This window comes from Proteiniborus sp. DW1 (genome assembly GCF_900095305.1).
In the GTDB taxonomy this organism is placed as follows: Bacteria; Bacillota; Clostridia; order Tissierellales; family Proteiniboraceae; genus Proteiniborus.
Genome location: NZ_FMDO01000042.1, coordinates 19490 through 41784, shown reverse-complemented (window position 1 = coordinate 41784; position 22295 = coordinate 19490). Strand labels below are relative to the sequence as shown.

At 31.7% G+C, this 22295-nt stretch carries 28 protein-coding genes; 27 read left to right on the top strand and 1 reads right to left on the bottom strand.

From position 1 onward, the window contains the following. The first annotated feature begins 12 nt into the window (after positions 1 to 12). The 23 genes from minC (at position 13) to DW1_RS10670 (ending at position 15557) form a co-directional block, all read left to right on the top strand. Positions 13 to 654 carry a septum site-determining protein MinC gene (gene minC, locus DW1_RS10780; protein WP_074350632.1) on the top strand — a complete coding sequence of 214 codons (642 nt, stop codon included), beginning with the start codon at positions 13 to 15 and terminating at the stop codon, positions 652 to 654. 19 nt (positions 655 to 673) lie between these two features. Continuing rightward, entirely contained in the window at positions 674 to 1468 is a 795-nt protein-coding gene (minD, locus tag DW1_RS10775) for a septum site-determining protein MinD (protein WP_074350631.1), read from the top strand. Positions 1469 to 1487: 19 nt separating this feature from the next. Continuing rightward, positions 1488 to 1772 (top strand): cell division topological specificity factor MinE, encoded by a 285-nt coding sequence (minE, locus tag DW1_RS10770; protein WP_074350630.1) that lies wholly within the window; start codon positions 1488 to 1490, stop codon positions 1770 to 1772. 27 nt (positions 1773 to 1799) lie between these two features. Further along, positions 1800 to 2222: a methylglyoxal synthase gene (gene mgsA / locus DW1_RS10765; RefSeq protein ID WP_074350629.1), complete on the top strand. Its 423-nt coding sequence runs from the start codon at positions 1800 to 1802 to the stop codon at positions 2220 to 2222. A gap of 107 nt (positions 2223 to 2329) precedes the next feature. Then, complete coding sequence (locus DW1_RS10760; RefSeq protein ID WP_074350628.1) at positions 2330 to 2677, top strand: hypothetical protein; 348 nt, start codon at positions 2330 to 2332, stop codon at positions 2675 to 2677. Positions 2678 to 2693: 16 nt separating this feature from the next. Beyond that, positions 2694 to 3572 (top strand): M50 family metallopeptidase, encoded by an 879-nt coding sequence (locus DW1_RS10755; protein WP_074350627.1) that lies wholly within the window; start codon positions 2694 to 2696, stop codon positions 3570 to 3572. 54 nt (positions 3573 to 3626) lie between these two features. After that, the gene (locus tag DW1_RS10750) at positions 3627 to 5468 is read left to right on the top strand and encodes a TIGR03960 family B12-binding radical SAM protein (protein ID WP_074350626.1); all 1842 of its coding nucleotides are present in this window, start codon (positions 3627 to 3629) and stop codon (positions 5466 to 5468) included. Next, a complete protein-coding gene (locus DW1_RS10745; protein ID WP_074350625.1) occupies positions 5468 to 6166 on the top strand; it encodes a TIGR03936 family radical SAM-associated protein in 699 nt (232 codons plus the stop codon). The genes DW1_RS10750 and DW1_RS10745 overlap by 1 nt, the downstream gene beginning before the upstream one ends. A 68-nt stretch (positions 6167 to 6234) precedes the next feature. Continuing rightward, the gene (locus DW1_RS10740; RefSeq protein WP_074350624.1) at positions 6235 to 7728 is read left to right on the top strand and encodes an Rne/Rng family ribonuclease; all 1494 of its coding nucleotides are present in this window, start codon (positions 6235 to 6237) and stop codon (positions 7726 to 7728) included. A gap of 117 nt (positions 7729 to 7845) precedes the next feature. Continuing rightward, positions 7846 to 8157, top strand: a complete 312-nt coding sequence (gene rplU / locus DW1_RS10735) for a 50S ribosomal protein L21 (protein WP_074350623.1) — start codon at positions 7846 to 7848, stop codon at positions 8155 to 8157. A gap of 8 nt (positions 8158 to 8165) precedes the next feature. Continuing rightward, on the top strand, positions 8166 to 8513 hold the full coding sequence (locus tag DW1_RS10730; RefSeq protein WP_074350622.1) for a ribosomal-processing cysteine protease Prp: 348 nt from the start codon (positions 8166 to 8168) through the stop codon (positions 8511 to 8513). Between the two features lie 4 nt (positions 8514 to 8517). After that, positions 8518 to 8808: a 50S ribosomal protein L27 gene (gene rpmA, locus DW1_RS10725; protein ID WP_074350621.1), complete on the top strand. Its 291-nt coding sequence runs from the start codon at positions 8518 to 8520 to the stop codon at positions 8806 to 8808. Between the two features lie 181 nt (positions 8809 to 8989). Then, complete coding sequence (locus DW1_RS10720) at positions 8990 to 9658, top strand: Spo0B domain-containing protein (protein WP_074350620.1); 669 nt, start codon at positions 8990 to 8992, stop codon at positions 9656 to 9658. A gap of 82 nt (positions 9659 to 9740) precedes the next feature. Next, positions 9741 to 11021, top strand: a complete 1281-nt coding sequence (gene obgE, locus DW1_RS10715; RefSeq protein WP_074350619.1) for a GTPase ObgE — start codon at positions 9741 to 9743, stop codon at positions 11019 to 11021. Between the two features lie 19 nt (positions 11022 to 11040). Continuing rightward, positions 11041 to 11223, top strand: a complete 183-nt coding sequence (locus DW1_RS10710) for a hypothetical protein (RefSeq protein WP_074350677.1) — start codon at positions 11041 to 11043, stop codon at positions 11221 to 11223. A gap of 18 nt (positions 11224 to 11241) precedes the next feature. Then, positions 11242 to 11535, top strand: coding sequence for a ribosome assembly RNA-binding protein YhbY (gene yhbY, locus DW1_RS10705; RefSeq protein WP_074350618.1), 294 nt, complete (start codon positions 11242 to 11244; stop codon positions 11533 to 11535). Between the two features lie 103 nt (positions 11536 to 11638). Then, positions 11639 to 11827 (top strand): hypothetical protein, encoded by a 189-nt coding sequence (locus DW1_RS10700; protein WP_074350617.1) that lies wholly within the window; start codon positions 11639 to 11641, stop codon positions 11825 to 11827. Between the two features lie 99 nt (positions 11828 to 11926). After that, the gene (gene nadD, locus DW1_RS10695; protein ID WP_074350616.1) at positions 11927 to 12568 is read left to right on the top strand and encodes a nicotinate-nucleotide adenylyltransferase; all 642 of its coding nucleotides are present in this window, start codon (positions 11927 to 11929) and stop codon (positions 12566 to 12568) included. 1 nt (position 12569) lies between these two features. Continuing rightward, positions 12570 to 13151, top strand: coding sequence for a bis(5'-nucleosyl)-tetraphosphatase (symmetrical) YqeK (gene yqeK, locus DW1_RS10690; protein WP_074350615.1), 582 nt, complete (start codon positions 12570 to 12572; stop codon positions 13149 to 13151). A gap of 17 nt (positions 13152 to 13168) precedes the next feature. After that, the gene (locus DW1_RS10685; RefSeq protein ID WP_074350614.1) at positions 13169 to 14119 is read left to right on the top strand and encodes an LCP family protein; all 951 of its coding nucleotides are present in this window, start codon (positions 13169 to 13171) and stop codon (positions 14117 to 14119) included. A gap of 18 nt (positions 14120 to 14137) precedes the next feature. After that, entirely contained in the window at positions 14138 to 14485 is a 348-nt protein-coding gene (gene rsfS / locus DW1_RS10680; RefSeq protein ID WP_074350613.1) for a ribosome silencing factor, read from the top strand. A gap of 16 nt (positions 14486 to 14501) precedes the next feature. Then, positions 14502 to 15149, top strand: a complete 648-nt coding sequence (locus tag DW1_RS10675) for a helix-turn-helix transcriptional regulator (protein ID WP_074350612.1) — start codon at positions 14502 to 14504, stop codon at positions 15147 to 15149. Between the two features lie 27 nt (positions 15150 to 15176). After that, on the top strand, positions 15177 to 15557 hold the full coding sequence (locus DW1_RS10670) for a RidA family protein (protein ID WP_074350611.1): 381 nt from the start codon (positions 15177 to 15179) through the stop codon (positions 15555 to 15557). Between the two features lie 141 nt (positions 15558 to 15698). Here the strand turns inward: DW1_RS10670 and DW1_RS10665 are convergent, their stop codons facing one another. Further along, positions 15699 to 16976 (bottom strand): D-alanyl-D-alanine carboxypeptidase family protein, encoded by a 1278-nt coding sequence (locus DW1_RS10665; RefSeq protein ID WP_074350610.1) that lies wholly within the window; start codon positions 16974 to 16976, stop codon positions 15699 to 15701. 179 nt (positions 16977 to 17155) lie between these two features. Here DW1_RS10665 and DW1_RS10660 point away from each other — a divergent pair, with 179 nt between their 5' ends. Genes DW1_RS10660 through selB form a run of 4 tightly spaced genes read left to right on the top strand, consistent with a single transcriptional unit; the run spans position 17156 to position 22224 of the window. Beyond that, positions 17156 to 17803 (top strand): helix-hairpin-helix domain-containing protein, encoded by a 648-nt coding sequence (locus DW1_RS10660; protein WP_074350609.1) that lies wholly within the window; start codon positions 17156 to 17158, stop codon positions 17801 to 17803. A gap of 12 nt (positions 17804 to 17815) precedes the next feature. Then, positions 17816 to 18856, top strand: coding sequence for a selenide, water dikinase SelD (gene selD, locus DW1_RS10655; RefSeq protein ID WP_083605642.1), 1041 nt, complete (start codon positions 17816 to 17818; stop codon positions 18854 to 18856). A gap of 33 nt (positions 18857 to 18889) precedes the next feature. After that, a complete protein-coding gene (selA, locus tag DW1_RS10650) occupies positions 18890 to 20302 on the top strand; it encodes an L-seryl-tRNA(Sec) selenium transferase (protein ID WP_083605641.1) in 1413 nt (470 codons plus the stop codon). 14 nt (positions 20303 to 20316) lie between these two features. Continuing rightward, positions 20317 to 22224, top strand: coding sequence for a selenocysteine-specific translation elongation factor (gene selB / locus DW1_RS10645; protein WP_074350606.1), 1908 nt, complete (start codon positions 20317 to 20319; stop codon positions 22222 to 22224). Positions 22225 to 22295: the final 71 nt, after the last annotated feature.

The following is a 22295-nucleotide window of genomic DNA, read 5'->3' as shown; positions in this document are numbered from 1 at the left end:
GGAGGGTGACAAATGAGTCAGAGCTTAGTTACATTTAAAGGGAATCAGGATGGTATATATATTTTTGTTAAGGAAGGAAATTTTCAAAAAATAAAAGAACAGCTAGAAAGCAATCTTAATAAAGCAGGCTCATTTTTTAAAGGAGCTAAAGTAGTAAGTATTAAAGGAAAAAAACTATCTGATGAGGAAAAGGAGGAACTTAAAGGTATAATAATCAATAAATATGGAATTGATGTAGATGAAGCTGATAAAACTGAAAAGAAGGCAGATAATATTGAATCGTCACAAGTTCAATTTTTTGATGGAATCGAAGAAGGGTATACAAGGTTTGTAAGAGCCACTGTCAGATCTGGCCAAACTGTAGAATCTGAAGGTAACTTAGTTGTAATAGGTGATGTAAATCCCGGCGGAATTGTCATGGCAAAAGGCAATATAGTTATTCTTGGGGCCTTAAGAGGCATGGCTCATGCAGGCTGTGATGGTAATAAGGAAGCTATAGTAGTAGCCTTTTATTTACTTCCTACACAGCTAAGGATAGCAAATATCATTGCTAGGAAGCCTGATGGAGAAGTAGAGCTATCAAAATGGCCAGAAATCGCAAGGGTGAAAGACGATGCAGTTCTCATAGAAACTTATCTACCTAAAAATAAATAAGAATAGGAGGTTGTCCTATATGGGTGAAGTTATTGTTGTAACATCGGGAAAAGGTGGAGTAGGTAAGACTACTACCACAGCAAATATTGGAACAGGTCTAGCAATGGCAGGCAAAAAGGTTGCCATAGTAGATGCTGATATTGGACTAAGAAATCTTGATGTTGTTATGGGGCTTGAAAATAGAATAGTATATGATATTGTTGATGTTGTCGAAAAGGTATGTAGATTAAAGCAAGGACTTATAAAGGATAAAAGATATGATGGATTGTTTCTTTTACCTGCTGCACAAACAAAGGACAAAAATGCGGTTAACCCTTCACAAATGCTTGAATTATGTAATGAATTAAGAGAAATGTTTGATTATGTAATTATTGATTGTCCCGCAGGCATAGAACAAGGATTTCAAAATGCTATAGCTGGTGCGGATAGGGCTTTAGTAGTTACTACTCCAGAAATATCAGCTGTAAGAGATGCAGATAGAATAATTGGTTTACTAGAAGCAAAAGGTCTACATAATCCTAAATTGATAGTTAATAGAATAAGACCTGATATGGTAAAAAAAGGCGACATGATGAACATTGATGATATGACTGATATTTTAGCCATAGATTTAATTGGAGTAGTGCCTGATGATGAGGCAATTGTAATTTCCACTAATAAAGGAGAGCCAGTAGTTATTGATGATAAAAGTCTTGCTGGACAGGCCTACAGAAATATAGCTAAAAGAATAATGGGAGAAGAAGTAGCCTTATTAGAATTAGACGTAGATGAAGGAGTCTTTAGCAAGTTAAGGAAATTAATATTTGGTAAATAACTAAAAAGGAGGGGTAAACTTGGATATATTCAAATTTTTTAGTAAAAGTGAAGATAAAAGTAAGAACGTAGCAAAAGAAAGACTAAAGTTAGTTTTAATCCATGACAGAGCAAATATTTCTCCTCACTTTTTAGAAATTCTAAAAGGGGACATAATAAGAGTAATATCTGATTACATGGTTATTGATGAGGAAGGCTTAGACATTAAATTAACAAGAACCAGAAGAGAAAGTGACAACACACCTATACCAGCCTTAATTGCTAATATACCAATACTGAAGATGAAGGAACAATCATTAAAATAAACAGGACCTTTGTGATTGGAGGAAAATATGAATATTGCTTTAATTGCTCATGATAATAAAAAAAAGCAACTTGTTAATTTTTCAGTTGCATATAAACATATTCTTGAAAAACATCATCTCTATGCTACAGGAACTACTGGTAAGTTAATAATAGAAGCTACAGGTCTAGAGATAGAACGTATGATGTCAGGTCCTTTAGGTGGTGACCAACAAATTGGTTCTAAAGTAGCAAGTAATGAAATGGATCTTATTATATTTTTAAGAGATCCTTTAACTGCTCAGCCTCATGAACCAGACGTTCAGGCACTACTTAGACTCAGTGATGTTCATGCTATTCCTATTGCTACAAATATCGCCACTGCAGAGCTTTTGATAAAAGCTCTTGAAAGAGGAGATATGCATTGGAGAGAGATAATTAGACAATCTGAAACGTACAATAACATAGACTAGTCTAAAAACCTATGGTTCTCTACTTTTTGAAATCATAGGTTTTTTTATGATCTAATATGTAATAAAATCACTTTCTTATAAATATAAATATACTAAACTGAAAGAGGGTGGTTGCAATAAGTATTAAAGAGAAACTAAGCAGAAGAGTAGTTATGTTATTGAACAGTCTAAGGAAAAAAAGAGTATATAATACCTATACTAACAGTAGTGGAGCAAGTTTCTATAGAAAGCAGCTCAATAAAATATTAATCTGTATTGTAATTGTTTTAGCTGTCTTAATAATAAAAAAAATAAATCTAAAACTTACTAATAATATAATTAGAATTGTAGATGAATCTATAAATTATTCCTTTGATATAAAGGAAGATACAAAAAAAGTAATTGATTTTGTAAAGGGTGCAGTTAAGTTACCTGATAAAGTAATAGAGACGTTTAATTCAGATATTTCTAATTGATAGGTAGGCTTTCTAGATGAATATATTAAGGAATAATAGTATTAGTATTAAGATTAATATCTTTATGCTGGCTACATTCATCTTATACTCTTTATTTGGCTATTATATGGAGATTTTTGTTGTGGTTATTGCTGTTTTAGCGCATGAGATTTTTCATAGTATTGTTGCTATAAAGTATGGAGTTAAAGTTAAGGAAATAGAAATTTTTCCTTTTGGGGGAATAGCAAGATTCGAACAGATAGAAGCAATTTCTCCTAAAGAGGAAATACTTATTTGTATAGCTGGCCCCCTAAGTAATTTAATATTAGTAGTTATATTTAGAGGGTTAAAGCAATTGTATCTAGACAGTTATTTGATTGAATATGTAATAAATATTAATAAACTTATGTTTATAATAAATATTTTACCCGTGTTTCCACTAGACGGAGGAAAGATAGTTAGGGCTGTATTATCCTTATTTATGGGTTATAAATTTGCAACTATTAAGCTATCATATATTACATATATACTATGTACAATTCTTATACTCTATGATATATTAAATGGGTTAATGATTAATGGAGTATACATAAGTCTAATAGCAGTATTTATTATAATAGCTGCCAGAAAAGAAAGAGAAATGGCAGCTTTTGTTTTCATAAAATCTATTACCGGAAAAACAACTGAAATTTATAAGAAAAAGAAAATGAAGGTCCATGTTTTGGTGTGCATGGAAACACTTAGCATAAAAGAAGCTTTAGATTGTTTTTTGCCTAATAAATATCATATATTCATTATTATTAAAAGTAATGGAGAAACTATTGGTACTATAACTGAAAGTCAATTGCTAGAAGGAATATATACTCATGACTTTGATATTACATTAGGAGAACTATTAATAAGATCAAAAAAATGATAGAATAGTAACATAAGTACGGATTAATTAACTTAGAAGAAAAGGATGAGCTAAATGTTAAATAAAGAGCAGTTTGAGAAGATTTTAAATAAAGTAGAAAAACCAGCTAGATATATTGGAAACGAACTAAATATAGAAAAAAAGAATATTACAGAGGACACTATTAGGTTTGCATTTGCTTTTCCAGATGTTTATGAGGTAGGAATGTCACACATGGGAATGCATATTCTATATAGTCTTTTAAATAGCAAGGAAGATATTTACTGTGAAAGAGTATTTGCACCTTGGACTGATATGGAAGAAGAAATGAGAAATAATAATCTTCCTCTATTTGCCTTAGAAAGCAAAGACTTTATTAAGGAATTTGATTTTATTGGGTTTACGCTTCAATATGAGATGAGCTATACCAATATAATTAACATGATTGATTTAGCGGGTTTACCTATAATGGCAAAGAATAGAAAAGAAGATGCCCCTTTTGTAATGGCTGGAGGACCTTGTGCATATAATCCAGAGCCATTAGCTGGGATTATAGACTTCTTTGTAATAGGAGAAGGAGAAGAAGTAACTTTAGAAATAATAGAGGTATATAAGCAGTGGAAAAAAAGCGGAAAAGAAAGAAAAGAATATTTAGAAATGATAGCTAATATTGAGGGGATATATGTACCTGAATTTTATAGTGTAGACTATAACGAAGATGGTACCATAAAATCTTTTACTCCTAAAGAAGCAAAATATCCAGCCAAGATTAAGAAAAGAATAATAAAAAATCTGGATGAGGCATTTTTCCCAGAGAAATTAATTGTTCCCTTTATTGAAACAGTTCATGATAGAGTTATGCTAGAGATATTCAGGGGTTGTACAAGAGGATGTAGATTTTGTCAAGCAGGAGTTATATATAGACCAGTAAGGGAAAGAAGTATTGATACATTAATTGATTATGCAAGAAAGCTAATAGAAGCTACAGGACACGAAGAAATTTCTCTCTCTTCTCTAAGTACTAGTGATTATTCACAGATACTTGAGTTAGTGAGCAGACTTATGAAAGAATACAAGGAGAAAAAGGTAGGCTTATCTTTGCCTTCTCTTAGACTAGATTCTTTTCCTTTAGAAGTAATAGAGGAGATTCAAAAGGTTAGAAAAACAGGTCTAACCTTTGCACCTGAGGCTGGTACTCAAAGACTAAGAGATGTAATAAATAAAGGAATTACAGAAGAAGATTTACTAAAGTCAACAGAAGAAGCCTTTGCTTCTGGTTGGTCAACAGTAAAGCTTTATTTTATGATAGGATTACCTACTGAAACATCTGATGATGTCATGGGAATAAAAAGTTTAGCCTATAAGGTAAAAGATATTTTCTTTAGAATGCCTAAAGAGCAGAGAAAAGGCAACTTAAAGGTTACAGTAAGTACCTCTTGTTTTGTTCCAAAGCCTTTTACACCTTTTCAATGGTATCCTCAAGATAGCATAGAGATGTTTAATAAGAAAATAGGATTACTAAAAAGTAGTATTAAAGATAATAAGATAACATATAATCACCATGATTCTAGGTTAAGCTATTTAGAAGCAGTTCTAGCAAGAGGAGACAGGCGACTATCACAGGTATTGGTTAACGCTTGGGAAAAAGGATGTAAATTTGATGGTTGGGCTGATAAATTTAGCTTTGAGAAATGGATCGAGGCCTTTGAGGAAACAGGTATAGATCCTGATTTTTATGCTACTAGAGAAAGGAGCTATGACGAAGTTCTTCCTTGGGATTTTATAGATGTGGGTGTTTCTAAGAGATATCTTATAAGCGAGAATGAAAAAGCTAAAAAAGAAGAGCTTACTCATGATTGTAGAAAAGGATGTACAGGTTGTGGTATAAATAAAAGCTTTATAGGTGGTGTTTGCTAATGAAGATAAGAGCTAAGTTTACAAAAAAAGATGAATTAAGATATATTTCTCACCTTGATTTAATGAGGCTTTTTCAAAGAGCTTTTAGGCGTGCCAATATTCCAGTTAAGTATAGTGAGGGCTATAATCCACACCCTCAATTTTCTTTAGCTACAGCTCTAGCTCTAGGAGTGTCTAGCGATGGAGAATATATGGATGTTGAATTAGGTTCATATATTGAACCAGAGGATTTTAAACAGAAATTGAATACTATACTGCCAAATGGGATAAAAATATTAAAAGCTGTATCTACAGATGATAAGGAGTCTATAGTATCTCTGATAAGATGGGCTACTTATATTATTGGATTTAAGACTAAAGAAAAACTGACAACAGAAGAGATTACAAGTGAAATAGATAGTTTTTTAAATAAAGAAGAGATAATATTAACAAAAGAAAAAAAGAAAGGTAACAAAATAACTGTAAAGCAAAACAATATTAGAGAGAGAATTAAAGATCTATTTCTTCTATCAAATGAGAAAGATATAATTGTACTAAAGACGACCTTAATGACTGGTAGCCAAGGGAACTTAAAACCAGAAGAGATGATAGGATTACTTGAAGAGCATACAAAAATAGCTATGGAAGAAGATAGCTTAAAGCTACATAGATTAGAGTTATTTATTGAAAAAGATGGTACTATTTCTTTGCCAATATGATTTTTTAAGCATTATAGATATGGATTTTGATACTCTTAGCGCTTAAATTTTGCTTTAGGAGAGATTTTATGAATCAAATAGTAATTGACGTGGGTTTACAAGAAAACAGAGTAGCAATTCTAGAAAATTCTGAACTAGTGGAGCTATATATAGAAGAAGATGATAATAAAAGAACTGTTGGCAATATATACAAAGGCAGAGTTGTCAATGTATTACCAGGTATGCAGGCAGCTTTTGTTGATATAGGCTTAGAAAAAAATGCTTTTCTTTATGTAAAAGATGCGATTCCTAAAGAGATGTTAGCAAACAAAAAAATTAATCTTAAGGATATCTCTATTAAAGATGTAGTTAAATCTGGACAAGATATAATTGTACAGGTCATAAAGGAGCCCTTTGGCAATAAAGGGGCAAGAGTGACTACCCAAATAACAATACCAGGTCGACATATTGTGCTAATGCCTTATACCGACTATATTGGTGTGTCAAGGCGAATAAGTGATGAAGCAGAAAGAGATAGACTAAGAAAAATTATAGAAAGTATCAAGCCTGCCAATATGGGGGTGATATTAAGAACTGCAAGCGAGGGGTTAGAGCTAGAAGACTTTAAAGATGATATAAAATTTCTATTGAGGGTTTTGAACAAAATTGACGGTGAAAGAAATCTGGGTTTTGCTCCAAGAGTAATGTATAAAGATCTTGACTTGATACATAGAACAGTGAGAGATTTATTTACAAGAAATGTTCAAAAATTGATAATTAATAGTAGAGATGAATATAAGAGTATAGTTGAGTTAGTAGATATGATATCTCCTCAATTGAAATCTAGGGTTGAATATTTTGATTCTAGTCATGATATATTTGGCTACTTTGGGATTGAGCAAGCAATTAATAAAGCTTTAGATAGAAAGGTTTGGTTAAAAAGTGGAGGGTATATAGTTATAGACGAAACAGAAGCTCTTACTTCCATAGATGTGAATACAGGCAAATATATAGGGAGTATTAATTTAGAAGATACAGTACTTAGAACAAATATAGAAGCAGCTAAGGAAATTGCAAAGCAGCTAAGACTAAGAAATATAGGTGGTATAATAATCATTGACTTTATTGATATGAATAATGAATTACACGAAAAAGATGTTTTAAATGTATTAGAAAGTGAACTCAAGAAGGACAGAACAAAGTCAACTGTTCTAGGGATGACTAAGCTAGGATTAGTAGAGATGACAAGGAAAAAAGTAAGAAGCAGGTTAACCACTAACTTATTAAAGGATTGTCCTTATTGTAATGGTACAGGCAAGGTATATTTGGAAAGAACAGTCCTTAGCCTACTAAATAAGGAGGTAAAAAGACTTAAACTGCATACTAGTGCAGAGGCAGCTATTTTAGAAGTGAATCCTCATATAGAGTCCTATTTAAAGGGTAATAATAATTATTTCATTAATAAAATTGAAGAGAAATATGGTATAAAAATATTTATTAAACCTAATGAAGCTATCCATCATAATGAGATAAAAGTGAAGAATATCGGTAGGATAGAATTTATTAAAGGAATTTTAGGTTAACCCTTGACTTTTTGAACTTTGTCTGATAAAATTTTACTTTGTAAGTAGCCGCACAGTGCGGGTTTTAAAGCTTCGGTACCTAGCATTGGCGAGACTGGTTAGAGGAGGTGTAGTGTAATGTACGCAGTTATTGAAACTGGTGGAAAGCAATATAGAGTTCAAGAAGGAGATGTTCTCTTCATTGAAAAAGTTGCTGGAAACGAAGGTGAATCTTTAAGCTTTGATAAAGTACTTCTGGTTTCTAATGGAGAAGAAGTAAAAGTAGGTAAGCCTTATGTAGATGGTGTATCTGTAACAGGAAACATTGTTGAACATGGTAAGGCAAAAAAGATTATTGTTTATAAGTTTAAAAGAAAGAAAGATTACAGAAAGAAACAAGGACATCGTCAACCATATACAAAGGTTAGAATAGAAAAGATTAATGGATAGTGTTAGAGATGACGAAAATAACTATACTAAGAAATACAGATGGCAGTATAGTAGAATATGAGATTAAGGGACATACTGGTTATGGAGCATATGGTGAAGATATATTATGTGCATCCATATCTATTTTAAGTCAGACTGCTCTTATTTCATTAAATGAAGTATGCGGCATAAAAGAGAAGGACATATCTTATAAAATAGATGATAAAAAAGGATATTTGAAGGTATCCTTACCCCTTGAACTTCCGATGGAGCAAAGGGAAAAAGCAGATATAGTTTTAAGGACTATGGAAGTAGGATTAAAAGGATTGGTTGATATCTATCCTGACTATGTAACTCTCAAATATAGGGAGGTGTAATGAGATGATTAGATTAAACTTACAATTATTTGCGTCTAAAAAAGGAGTAGGTAGCTCTAAAAACGGTCGTGATAGTGAGGCCAAAAGATTAGGCGTTAAAAGAGCTGACGGACAATTTGTTCCAGCAGGTAATATACTAGTTAGACAAAGAGGAACAAAAATCCATCCAGGCTTAAATGTAGGTAGAGGTGGAGATGATACTCTATTTGCTAAAATCGATGGAGTTGTTAAATTTGAAAGAAAAGGTAAAGACAGAAAACAAGTAAGTGTTTACCCAGTAGAAACATTAGCATAAATATTATAAACCTACCAATCAAGGTAGGTTTTTTTGTTTAGTTATTGTATAGTGACTAAACAATATTAAAAATTTTAGTTACCTACTTAATTTTTCCTATTTTTGTGTTAAAATATATATGGAAGTGTCTTAGGGGGGTGTTACTATTATTGTTCAAATTAGTATTTTTACTGTAATTATATTGATTTTATTATCTTTATTTGGCATAGTAGCATTTTTTTTATTATTATTTAAGCTAAAACATGATGGATATGAATCAAGAAAAGAGTTAGAGTTTAATTTTGTAAAAAAGACAAAATATCTATTAAAGGAACAACGACATGATTATATGAATATGTTACAGATTATTTATGGATATTTACAGCTAAATAAGAGGGATTTAGCCATAGAGCAAATTAAAAAATCTATAAATTCATCATATAATTCCAGTAAGTGTTTCTGCATATCTATTTTTTCAATTGCTCTACTTTTAGAACAGAAAATGAAATTAGGCGAGAGTAAAGGAATAGAAATTATTTATGATGTAGATAGCTGTGTAAATAGTGAAATTAGAGATATAAATTATGAAAATAAAGTAATAGACTATATTTCAAAGCTATTTGATTTTTTCTTTGATTGTACATACAAAGTAGGCCAAGGTTCAAAGCTATATATAAATATTTATGAAGATATGGATAAAATTGAATTTGTTTTTAGTGGCGATATTGATGAAAGATTATTTGAACAAAGTAGTATAGGTATAGATAATATCATGAAAGTTGATGATGGATATGAAGTTGTGCTCCATTTTAATAAGACTAAAGACTTACTAGTAGGAGACTCTGTTTTTTCAGTTTCAAATAGTTATTAATTTTAGATTTATTTGGAATACTAATAGATAATTTGTATATTATTAACTTTTATAAAAAACTATTATGGTAAGGATGGATATAATGTTTATAGATGTTGCAAAAATAAACGTAAAAGCAGGAAATGGCGGACATGGAGCTGTTGCTTTTAGAAGAGAAAAATATGAGCCGGCTGGAGGTCCAGCAGGAGGAGATGGAGGAAACGGTGGTAATGTAATACTTGAAGTAGATAGTAACATTAGAACTCTTATGGACTTTAGGTATAAAAAACATTATAAGGCTGAAAATGGTGAAGATGGAAAGTCTAAAATGCAATATGGGAAAAAGGGACAGGATCTAATACTAAAAGTACCACAAGGAACTATTGTTAGAGATGCTGAAACCAATAAAATCATTGCAGACCTAACAGAAAATGGCTCGCGTTTTGTCATTGCAAAAGGAGGGCGTGGTGGAAAAGGAAATATGAAATTTGCCACATCTACAAGACAAGCGCCTAGGTTTGCTGAAGGAGGTTCAAAGGGAGAGGAATTATGGATCATATTAGAACTTAAGCTGTTAGCTGATGTTGGGTTAGTAGGATTTCCTAACGTAGGTAAATCGACTTTGTTATCCATAGTAACTGATGCTAAACCTAAAATTGCTGATTACCATTTTACTACTCTTACTCCAAATCTCGGGGTTGCAGAGCTTGATGGAGGAAGAAGCTATGTTATAGCTGATATACCTGGACTAATTGAGGGTGCACATACAGGAGTAGGCCTAGGTCATGATTTCCTTAGACATATAGAAAGAACAAGAATTTTAGTTCATTTAGTTGATGTATCATCACGTGAAGGAAGAGATCCAGTTGATGATTTTTATAAAATTAATGAAGAGCTTAAAAAATATAATCCTAAGCTAGCAGAAAAACCTCAAATTGTTGTAGCTAATAAAATTGACATTTTAGGAGATGGAGATGGATATCAAAGACTTGAAAATGAAGTAAGTAAGCTTGGCTATGATATATATGCCATATCTGCAGCTACTGGTCAAGGTATAAAGGAGCTTGAGAATGCCATTTGGAATAAGTTGCAAGAGGCCCCAGAGCCAGAAGTAACAGATGAAATAATAGATAAAAATAAAATATATGAATTGACAGATCAGAAGGATGAAATTATAATTAGAAAAGAAGGTAACAAATATATTGTAGAGGGATATCAAATAGAAAAGCTTCTTAACTCCACAAACTTTGATGATTTAGATTCAGTAAGATATTTTCAAAAAGTCATTAAAAGGAAAGGGGTCGTGGACAGGTTAAAGGCTTTAGGAATTAATAATGAAGATATCGTAGATATTTGTGGTTACGAATTTGAATTTTTTGATTAATGGAGGTCAAGGTAGGGAAATGAACTGCATAAATTGTGGGAATTGCAAGGAGAATCAACCAACTTATTATTGTGTAGCAAAGGGGGATTTTGTAATCAATACTAAGTATGAGCCTTCTCAGAAGTTGAGAAGTGGATGGAAAAAAGGAATGCAAAATTATGAAGTTCATAGAAGAAAATCAAAAAAGGAAGTAGAAGTATAATATAGGGGAGTGTACCTTTTGATAAGTGGAAAACAAAGAAGTTATTTAAAGTCTTTAGCCAATAAAATTGAACCAATTTTTCAGATAGGCAAAAACGGTATAACAGAAAGCCTTCTTAAACAGTTAGATGAAGCTCTTGAAGCTAGAGAAATTATTAAAATTAATGTACTAAATAATAGTTTATTAGAGGCAAAAGATGTAGCGCTCGAAGTAACTGAGAAGTTAAATGCTGAGTTTGTTCAAAGTATAGGTAATAAGTTTGTTATTTATAGAGAGTCAAAGGAAAATAAAAGGATTGAGTTGCCTAATTAAATCAAAAATTTATGATTAAATAAATAAATATGGGAAAAATAAAAGAGATTGGGTCTCCAATCTCTTATTTCTTTAGTCAATTTATTTATAGAGGAGAATAGTCATGTTTGATTGCTTAAATCAGATTAAAAATTATTATGATGATGGTTTTAAATGTATTAGATATGAGCAAAAGCAAAATGGAGAGTTATCTATTTATCTAAAGAACTTTGAAAGCGAAGATATAGAGGTTCTCCATTGCGCAGATAAGCAAGAAATAAATCAAATTAAAAAATTTATTGACATAAACTAAAAATTTTTCCTATATTGATATTTATCTAAAACTAATATTATTATATAATGTAAGACAACATGTACTATAACTAACAAATTATGATTGTGAGGATATTTTATGAGTAAGTATATAAAAAAATATGGAATAATGGGAGGAACCTTTGATCCTATACATGTTGGTCATTTGGTTATTGCAGAAGAAATAAGATGTAAGTTTAAATTGGACAAGGTTATTTTCATGCCTGCTGGAAATCCCCCTCATAAGGATGCTAGTAAAATAACAGCAGGTGAGCACAGATATCATATGACTTTGTTAGCTACTATTTCAAATCCATACTTTGATGTTTCTACTATGGAGTTGGAAAGAAAAGAAGTTACATATACTATTGACACTATAAAGGAATTAAAAAGATGTTGTAAGGATACAGCAGAATTTTATTTCATAACAGGTGCAGATTCATTACTTGAGCTATCAACTTGGAAAGATGTAGAGCAGCTGCTTTCTATGTGTAAATTTGTTGCTGCAACTAGGCCAGGATTTCAGTTATCAAAAATTGAAACAAAAGTAAAGGAGCTCGAATCTAAATATAATAAAGGAATATATACGGTTTCAGTTCCTGCACTACAAATATCTTCCACTGATATAAGAAACAGAATAAGGGAAGGAAGAACAGTAAAATATATGCTACCTGAATCAGTTGAAGCATATATAATTAAGCACAAACTATATTTAGAGAATGTAATAAAGGACTGTTTATAATATGATAAAAAATAAAAATTTTATCCACGAGGTAGAAAAAAGGCTAATAAACAGTATAGGAAGTGAAAGATATTTCCATTCAGTTAGGGTAATGGAGGAGGCTGTTAAGCTAGCAAGCATATATAAATGTGACAAGGAAAAGGCTGCTATTGCCGGTTTACTTCATGACTGCGGCAAGTTTAAGAATGAAGATGAATTATTGAAAAAATCCTGCGATTTTGATATAATTCAAAGTGGCTCTTATTTTACTAATACTGCATTAATTCATGGAGTTTTAGGTGCTGAGATAGCTAAAAGAGAGTTTCATATTGAAGATAGAGATATATTAAATGCAATACAATATCACACTACAGGAAGAGAAAACATGACTCTTCTTGAAAAAATAATATATATCTCGGACTATATAGAACCAGATAGGAATTTTCTTGGGGTAGATGAGATTAGGAAACTAGCCTATGAGAATTTAGATTTGGCTTTGGTTAAAGCAATGGATAAAACTATAAAGCATATAATAGATAAGGGATATTACTTACATCCTGATACTATCAATGCAAGAAATTACCTAATATTCAAAATTAAATAGGCTTGGAGTGGTAATAGATGAAAAATTTTTTAAAAACATTTATAGTGGCGTTTTTAGTATTTTTTATTATATCTGGTGGAATTATTACCTTTATTATTAAACATGAAGATGATAAAAGCTCTTTTATATCTAGTTTTACAGATTTAGTTAAAGGCGATAGTGGTAATAAGGATATAACTTTTTTGCTTTTGGGAGTTGACGCAAATGACACCAATAAAGCTAAAGGACAAAGAACAGATACCATGATGCTATGTAAATATGACGATACAACAGGGAAAATATCTATACTTTCAATTCCTAGAGATACTATGGCTACTATAAGAGGAAGGAAGAAAAAAGAGAAGATTAACCATGCACATGCATATGGAGGACCAGAATTGTCTGTGAAAGCAGTCAGGGACCTGTTAGGTATTAGTCTTGATTATTATGTAAGAGTAGACTATCAAATAGTTAAAGATGTGGTTGACTTAATAGGAGGAGTAGAGGTTGATGTTCCAATGGATATGAAATATTCAGATCCATGGGCGGATCCACCATTAAACATAGATCTAAAAAAGGGAAAGCAGGTACTAGATGGAGATAAATCATTGCAGTTCTTAAGATATAGAAAGGGTTATGCTGATCAAGATTTAGGTAGAATTGAAGCTCAGCATCAGTTCATGAGTAGTGCTATTAAAAAAGCTCTAAATCCTGTAAATATATTAAAGCTTCCTAAGTTTATCGACACTTACGTCAAGAATGTAGATACCAATATACCTTTAGATACTATAGCTAAGTTTGCGCTTAAAGTTAAAAACGTGGACACTGAGAACATTGAAATGGCCACCTTACCGGGTGAACCTAAATATATAAGTAAGGTATGGTATTTTATTCACAATGAAAGCAAGACCCAAGAAATGATTAATAGCATGTTTAATGATCATAATATCGGTATGAATGAAGGAGAAAGTAAAAAATCTAATAATTAATATAAATCGGGAGGTAAGATAGTGACTGAACAGCTGTCTATAATAATTAAGTCTGCTGATGACAAAAAGGCCTTTGATATAAAGGTACTAAGGATAACTAAACTTTCTAGTATAGCAGATTACTTTGTAATATTAAGCGGAAATTCTCAAAGACAAGTCATGTCAATTTCAGATGATATTGAAGAAAAAATGCATAATAAGGGCTATGAATTAAAGCATAAAGAAGGTTATAGTACAGGAAAATGGATATTGCTTGATTATGGAGATATTATAGTTCATGTGTTTCATAAAGAGGATAGAGATTTTTATAATTTGGAAAGATTATGGGCTGACGCTGAAGATATTGACATTGAATCATTTATTTAGGAAGAAGGTATGAATCATGGAAGTTGATATGAACGATTTGGTAGATAAGCTTACTTCCTTTGCAGACGGTTTAGGAAAATTACTTGGGCACAACTGTGAAGTAGCGTTATATAGTAGCAAGGATTCAAGTCATAAGCTAATTTTTAATGTAAGTAATCAAGTTACAGGTAGAAAACCTGAAGATACGTTGAACCATTATGAACTTGAGGCTTATAATAAAGTCGAAGTTCATAATGGGTACACTATTTTTTCTTATACTACTAAAGAAGGAAGAAATGTAAAGGCAGCTCTATTTATACTTGAAGACAGGTTAAAGCAAGAACACATGACTCTGATAATAAGCTTTGATATAACTGATATTTTATTAGCTAGTAAGATTTTTCAGAATTTTTGTGAGATTGATGATATTGCTAAAAATGAGTCAAAAGCAAGTAAAAAGAAAGACAATAACAATATTATCAACTTAATGGAAAGATTAGTGTCTGATGTAGTAGATGAGATTGGTAAGCCTATATCTTATCTTAGTAAAGAGGACAAAGTAAAAATTGTAAGAATACTTAACGATAAAGGTATATTTCTTGTAAAAGGTTCTATTGAATATGTTGCAGAGATGCTTTGTGTTTCAAGATATACAATATATAATTATCTAGAGGAAATACGTTAAAAATATATATTCAAGGAGGTTACATAAATGGAATTAAAATCAATATTTACTGAAGAAGCACCAAAGGCAATAGGTCCATATTCTCAGGCAATAGGTGCTGGAAACATGCTTTTTACTTCTGGCCAGCTGGGTATTAACCCCGCTACTGGGAATATAGTAGAAGGAACGATACAGGATGAAACAAGACAAGCATTAAATAATCTTAAGGCTGTATTAGAGGCTGCAGGGGCTTCGCTTAGCAATGTTGTTAAGACTACAGTATTTATAAAGGATATGAATCAATTTGGCTTAATTAATGAAGTATATGGAGAATTTTTTAATGAACATAAGCCTGCAAGATCCTGCGTTGAGGTAGCTAGATTACCTAAGGATGGAAATGTAGAAGTAGAAGCAATAGCAATAATATAAAAAGGTGACATTAGTCACCTTTTTATATTAAAATTTTTGAAGATTTTAAGTTATGATCCATAAATTATTGGGATTAACCTTGTCCTAAATCTACTATACTATATAAGTTAAGAATAATCTAATGTTTTCTGTGGTCCTAGTCTATCTATACAAATAAGATTTTCTTCTTCGTCTAATCCTTCGTCTCCTAAACTCAACAGATATTCTCCAGCCTACTACTAAAATAATCAACCATAGCCACCATTTCTTAAAAATTGAGTCTTTGCTATTCATTGCAATTACATCAAAGGTTGCTTTTTGATTTATTTCCATAGCGGAGACAATATTAACAGTATCTATTATTTTATCATCTAATTTAAGTTCGATTTTCCCTATAACCTGTCCTTTGGATATTGGAGCCGATATTTTTTCAGGTAAAACAATGTTCCTTTTAACTTCATTTTCTTTTCCTTTAGGCACAAGACTGTATAGGTCATTACCTACTATCCCAGTAACAATTGGCTTATCTCCATTTTCAACGTCGATATTGTCAATAAACTCATTTTTAAAAGCAAGTCTTGCACTAGAGAAGTTATCAAAGCCATAATTTAAAAGTTTATGTGTATCTATGAAAACATTGTTACCAGTAGTTTTTAGAACTACGCTGATTAACCTCTGCCCATTTCTTTCAGCTGAAGCTACTAAGCAACTTTGAGCTTCAGGAGTATATCCAGTTTTGACACCAATGATGCCATCATACTTAATAGTTACATTTTTTCCATCAACATTTATTTTGTCTGTTGAATACAGTAATTTATTTGAAGACCAAAGAGTTCTTGAATCTGATTTTTTATTAGTTGGCTCTATCTTATATGTATATAATGAAACAATATCTCTAAATAAATCATTTTCCATTGCATACTTTGCAATCATAGCCAAATCATGTGCTGTAGTATAATGATTATCATCATGTAATCCGCTTGCGTTTACAAAATTTGAGTTTTTAGCACCTATTTCTTTGGCCTTACTATTCATAAGTTTTGTAAATTTTTCAGTGGAGCCAGAAATTTGTTTGCCTATAACCGTTGCTGCATCGTTAGCAGATTCTATAAGAGTTGCATATACTAAATCCTTCATAGTTAATACTTCATCAGGTTCAAGAGAAATGTGGCTACCCTTAATTTCATAAGGTGTTTCTTTATCTACGGTTATTTTTTGCTCAAGATTACCTTTTTCAATAGCTATTATTGCAGTTAATATTTTTGTTGTACTTGCAGGAAACATTTTACTATGTGTATTTTTCTCATATAGAATTGTACCAGTATTCGCATCAATTAAAATTGCAGCTTCAGCAGATATATCTGGTTCATTAGCTAGTACATGTTTTTCAAAATTGAAAACTAAAAATAATACTAAGAAAAAAACAATAAATTTTCTCAACATACCACCTCCGCTTTTTATCTCTTTATAGTATATCAAAATATGACATGTTTTTTAAGTAAAATGCTAAAAATTTTCATATCTTTATTTAAAACTTACTTTTTTAATGTCAATTGAAGGATATACATGTATTCTATAGAATAATATGGTAAGAATATGTATATATTGGGGTGATTTTTATGGGCAACTTTACAAAAAGAGAGCAAATCGTTATACTAATATTTGTTATTATAGTTATCTTAGTATTTGGGTATGAATTTTATATAAAAAAAGATATGGAATTAATAAAAACTGATACAAAAAGTGGAATTGTGGAAATAAATGATGTAGAGGTGTCAAGTTACGAAGAGGGTAATTCAAATGAAGAGAATACAGAAAGTTCTCCTAAGAAAATATTAGTTCATATAGATGGTGAAATAATTAATCCAGGTGTGGTAGAATTAGTTGAAGGGGCTAGAGTTATTGATGTGGTTAATATTGCAGGCGGATTGACACAATATGCTGATGAAAAAAGAATCAACCTAGCTAAAAGAGTAAGTGATGAGGAGAAAATCTATATTCCTAGAGTTGGTGAAGACGCTTCTGAAATAGATAATATCACCACAAATCAAGCAAATAGTATGAGTTCTAATCAAGGAAAAATAAATGTTAACACTGCAACTAAAGAGGAGCTTCAAGGTCTTCCTGGAATAGGTCCTGTAATAGCTGAAAGAATAATAGAGTATAGACAAAGTCATAAATTTTCCAATATAGATGATTTAAAAAAAGTATCTGGAATAGGTGATAAAAAACTTGATGCAATCAAGGAATTTATAATAGTTAAATAAGAGGTGAAAAATATGTCGCAAAAAGAGAAAAGACTTACAGAAATGTCAAAAAGCTCAGGCTGAGCAGCAAAAATAGGTCCTGATACCTTGGCACAGGTACTGTGTCAATTACCAAAAGCAACTGATGAAAATCTTATAGTAGGTATAGAAACCTCTGATGATGCAGCTGTATATAAAATAAATGAAGAGACTGCACTTATCCAGACAATAGATTTCTTTACTCCAGTTGTAGATGACCCTTATACATTTGGTCAGATTGCAGCAGCTAACTCATTAAGTGATATATATGCAATGGGGGGAGAACCCAAATTAGCCATGAATATTATTTGCTTCCCAACATGTCTGTCTCCAAATATTATGGCAGAAATACTAAAAGGAGGATATGACAAGGTTGCAGAGGCGAATGCAATCCTTATAGGAGGACATACAGTAGAAGATGATGAGCCTAAATATGGACTTAGCGTAAGTGGATTTATTCATCCAAGTCAAGTTCTTACAAACTGCAATGCTCAAGTTGGTGATGTACTAGTTTTGACTAAACCAATAGGCATTGGTGTAATAAATACTGCTATTAAAGCACAATTAACTGATGAAGAGACGTACAATGAAGCTGTTAAGACAATGACTACATTAAACAAATTTGCTAAGGATGCAATGGTAAGTGTAGGGGCTAATAGCTGCACTGATATTACAGGCTTTGGGCTTCTCGGTCATACTTTAGAGATGGCAGAGGGGAGTGGTGTTACAATAAAACTTTATTCTGACAAGATTCCAGTTATACCACAAGCTTTAGAATATGCCAAAATGGGACTTGTACCTGCAGGTGCATACTCCAATATGGGTTTTATTGGGGATAAAGTTGCTTTTGATGATAGAGTTAGCCAAGAAATGAAAGATCTATTATTTGACCCGCAAACATCAGGAGGACTGTTGATTTCAGTAAAGGCAACAAAAGTAGATGAGCTGCTGAAAATACTAGAACAAGGTCCTACTAAATATGGAATTGTTGGGGAAGTAATTGAGAGACAGAGTGAATATATAATAGTAGAGTAGACTAAAAAAACATAAGAATAGGAAGGAATGTATATGAACAATAGTATTAACCTATATAGTCGATTACCTAAGGTTGACCAGCTTTTAAACAATGAAAATATTCAACAGCTTCTAAAAATATCGCCAAGGGAAATTGTTACAGAAACAATAAGAGAAGTAATTGACGAGCTCAGAGTATTAATTTCAAGTAAAAATCTAACTTTAGAGGAGCTAGACTGCAAAATAAATAGAATTACTGAAGATATTCGAGATAGAGTACAGGAATCTCTGAAACCAAGGCTAAGAAAAGTAATAAACGCTTCAGGAGTAGTTATCCATACTAATTTAGGCAGATCCTTGATTAATAGAGAGATAATGGAGCATATTACTGAAATAGCTTCAAACTATAACAATTTAGAGTTTGACCTTGAAAGTGGTATGAGAGGTTCAAGATATAGTCACTTAGAAGATATTATTCGTAAAATTACTGGGGCTGAAGCTGCTATGGTAGTAAATAATAACGCAGCAGCAGTAGTATTAGCACTGAGCAGCTTAGCTAGTAACAAAGAGATTATAGTATCTAGAGGAGAGCTAGTTGAAATTGGAGGTTCTTTTAGAATTCCAGAGGTAATGGAACAAAGCGGTGCAATTTTAGTAGATGTAGGGACTACAAACAAGACACATTTATCAGATTATGAAAAATCAATAAATGAGAATACTGCTGCCTTGATGAAGGTTCATACAAGTAATTACAGGATTTTGGGTTTTACTGAAAGTGTATCTTTAGAAGAATTAGTTAACTTAGGACAAAAATTTAGCCTACCAGTAATAGAGGATTTGGGAAGTGGAGTGTTAGTAGATTTAAGTAGATATGGTCTACAATATGAACCAACTGTCCAGGAATCTATTAGAGCAGGGGTTGATATAGTTACTTTTAGTGGAGATAAGCTTTTAGGAGGGCCTCAGGCTGGAATCATAATTGGTAGAAAGAAATATATAGATATGATGAAAAAGCATCCATTAAATAGAGCTTTGAGAGTAGATAAATTTACTATTGCAGCTTTAGAAGCTACATTAAGATTGTACTTAAGCGAAGAGACAGCAATTAAAAAAATTCCAACTTTAAAAATGCTTACAATGACCCAAGAAGAGCTTGCTTCTAAGGCAGAAAGGCTAATGTCTCAAATAGAGCAAAAGAACTTGGATAAACTGAAAATAGAAATTGTTGATGATTATTCACAAGTAGGAGGAGGTTCTATGCCTCTTGAGCAAATACCTACAAAGTGTATAGTCATATATTCAGAAGACTCGAGTATTGCGTCATTAGAAAAGAATCTGAGGGCTAATAGCATACCAATTATTACGAGAATTTTTAAAGATAAACTATATATGGATTTAAGGACTATTGAGGAAGAAGAATTTAATGAAATAGCTGAAGGATTAAAATTTGCTCTTGAGAAATGTTAAAAGGAGTGCATTAGATGAAGAACGTAATAATAGGAACTGCTGGTCATATTGATCATGGCAAGTCTACTTTAATTAAAGCAATTACTGGAAGAGAAACGGACAGATTAAAGGAAGAGAAGGAAAGAGGTATATCTATTGAGTTAGGATTTACATATTTTGATCTTCCTAGTGGTAGAAGAGCAGGAATTATCGATGTGCCAGGTCATGAAAAGTTTATAAAAAACATGTTAGCAGGTGTTATGGGAATAGATGTTGTATTGTTAGTAATAGCAGCAGATGAAGGAATAATGCCTCAAACTAAGGAACACTTAAATATTCTAAATTTATTGGGAATAGAAAAGGGGCTTATAGCACTGACAAAAGCTGATTTAGTAGATGAAGAATGGCTAGCATTAGTAGAAGAAGATATTAAAGATGGTGTAAAAGGAACATTCCTAGAAAATAGCCCTATAATACCAGTGTCATCTGTTACTAAGTCAGGAATAGATAAAGTAATTGAGACAATAGAGCATCTAACTGAGGAAGTTAAGGATAGAGATATAAATGAAACTGCAAGATTACCTGTAGACAGGGTGTTTTCTATGTCAGGCTTTGGAACTATAGTTACAGGAACATTATATGCTGGTAAGTTCCAAATAGGCGACGAAATTCAAGTTTTTCCAGGTACTAAGGTTGGGAGAATTAGGTCAATTCAGGTTCATGGAGCAGATAGTGACACTGCTTATGGTGGACAGAGAGTTGCCATAAACATAGCTGGACTTAAAAAAAGTGATATTGAAAGAGGAAATGTAATAGCACCTGTAAATTCAATGGAATCCACAATGATGTTAGATGTTAAGCTTAAGCTTTTGGAAGATTCTCAAAGGATCATTGATAATAGGACAAGACTTAGGCTTTATATTGGATCAAGTGAAGTACTATGTAGAGTAGTGTTTTTAGATAGGGATCAGTTAACACCTGGAGAGAGTTGTTATGCTCAACTGAGGCTTGAAGAAGAAATTGTAGCTAAAAGAGGAGATAGGTTTATTATTAGATTTTACTCTCCTATGATGACTATAGGAGGTGGAGAGATTCTCGAACCAAATCCACCAAAAAGAAAAAGATTTGATAAAGAAGTAATTAGAGAGTTGGAGATTAAAGAAAAGGGACAAATATCTGATGTCATCGAGGAAATAATAAAAGATAAGAGTAGTTCTTTCCCAACATTAAAGGATATATCAGTATCCACAGTAATGACAGAGGAAAAAATAGAAAAAATTATTGACCAATTAAAAGAAGAAAATAAGATTCTAACATATAGATTATTAAAAGACTTGCATATAATCCATACAGACTATAAAAAATACTTATCAAACAAGATAAAGGAAGAGCTAGACAGCTATCATAAGAAAAATCCTCTAAAAGCTGGGATGCCAAAAGAGGAGATAAGAAGTAAGTATTTAGGCTCTATAAAGCAAAAATTGGGGGATAGTTTCATTAATAATCTCATAGAAGATAAAGTCATAAAACAAGTCAATGAAAGTATTGCTTTGATTGATTTTGAAGTGAAATTTAGTCCAGCACAAGAAGAGATAAGAGATGTAATAGAGAAAGAATTTTTGAGAAATAAATTTAATCCCCTTAAAAGAGAAGAATTATATAGCCTATTAAAGTACAGTACCAAAGATATAGATCAGGTTTTTGAGGCTTTACTAGATATTGGGATATTAATAAGGCTAAAGGATGAGAATATTCTTCATACAAATGCATATATAGAAGCAGTTGAACTAGTGAAAGACTTTATTACTCAAAATGGTTCTATATCAGTTGCTCAGCTTAGAGATTTATTAAATTCAAATAGAAAACTAGCTATTGCTCTCATAGAATATCTAGATGATTTAAAAGTTACAAAACGTTTAGGAGATACAAGAGTTTTGTATTAGGACATTTTTTATATGTTGAAAAGAGGATTAAATGAAATTATATAGAACTCTATATATAACTGTTTTTTTGA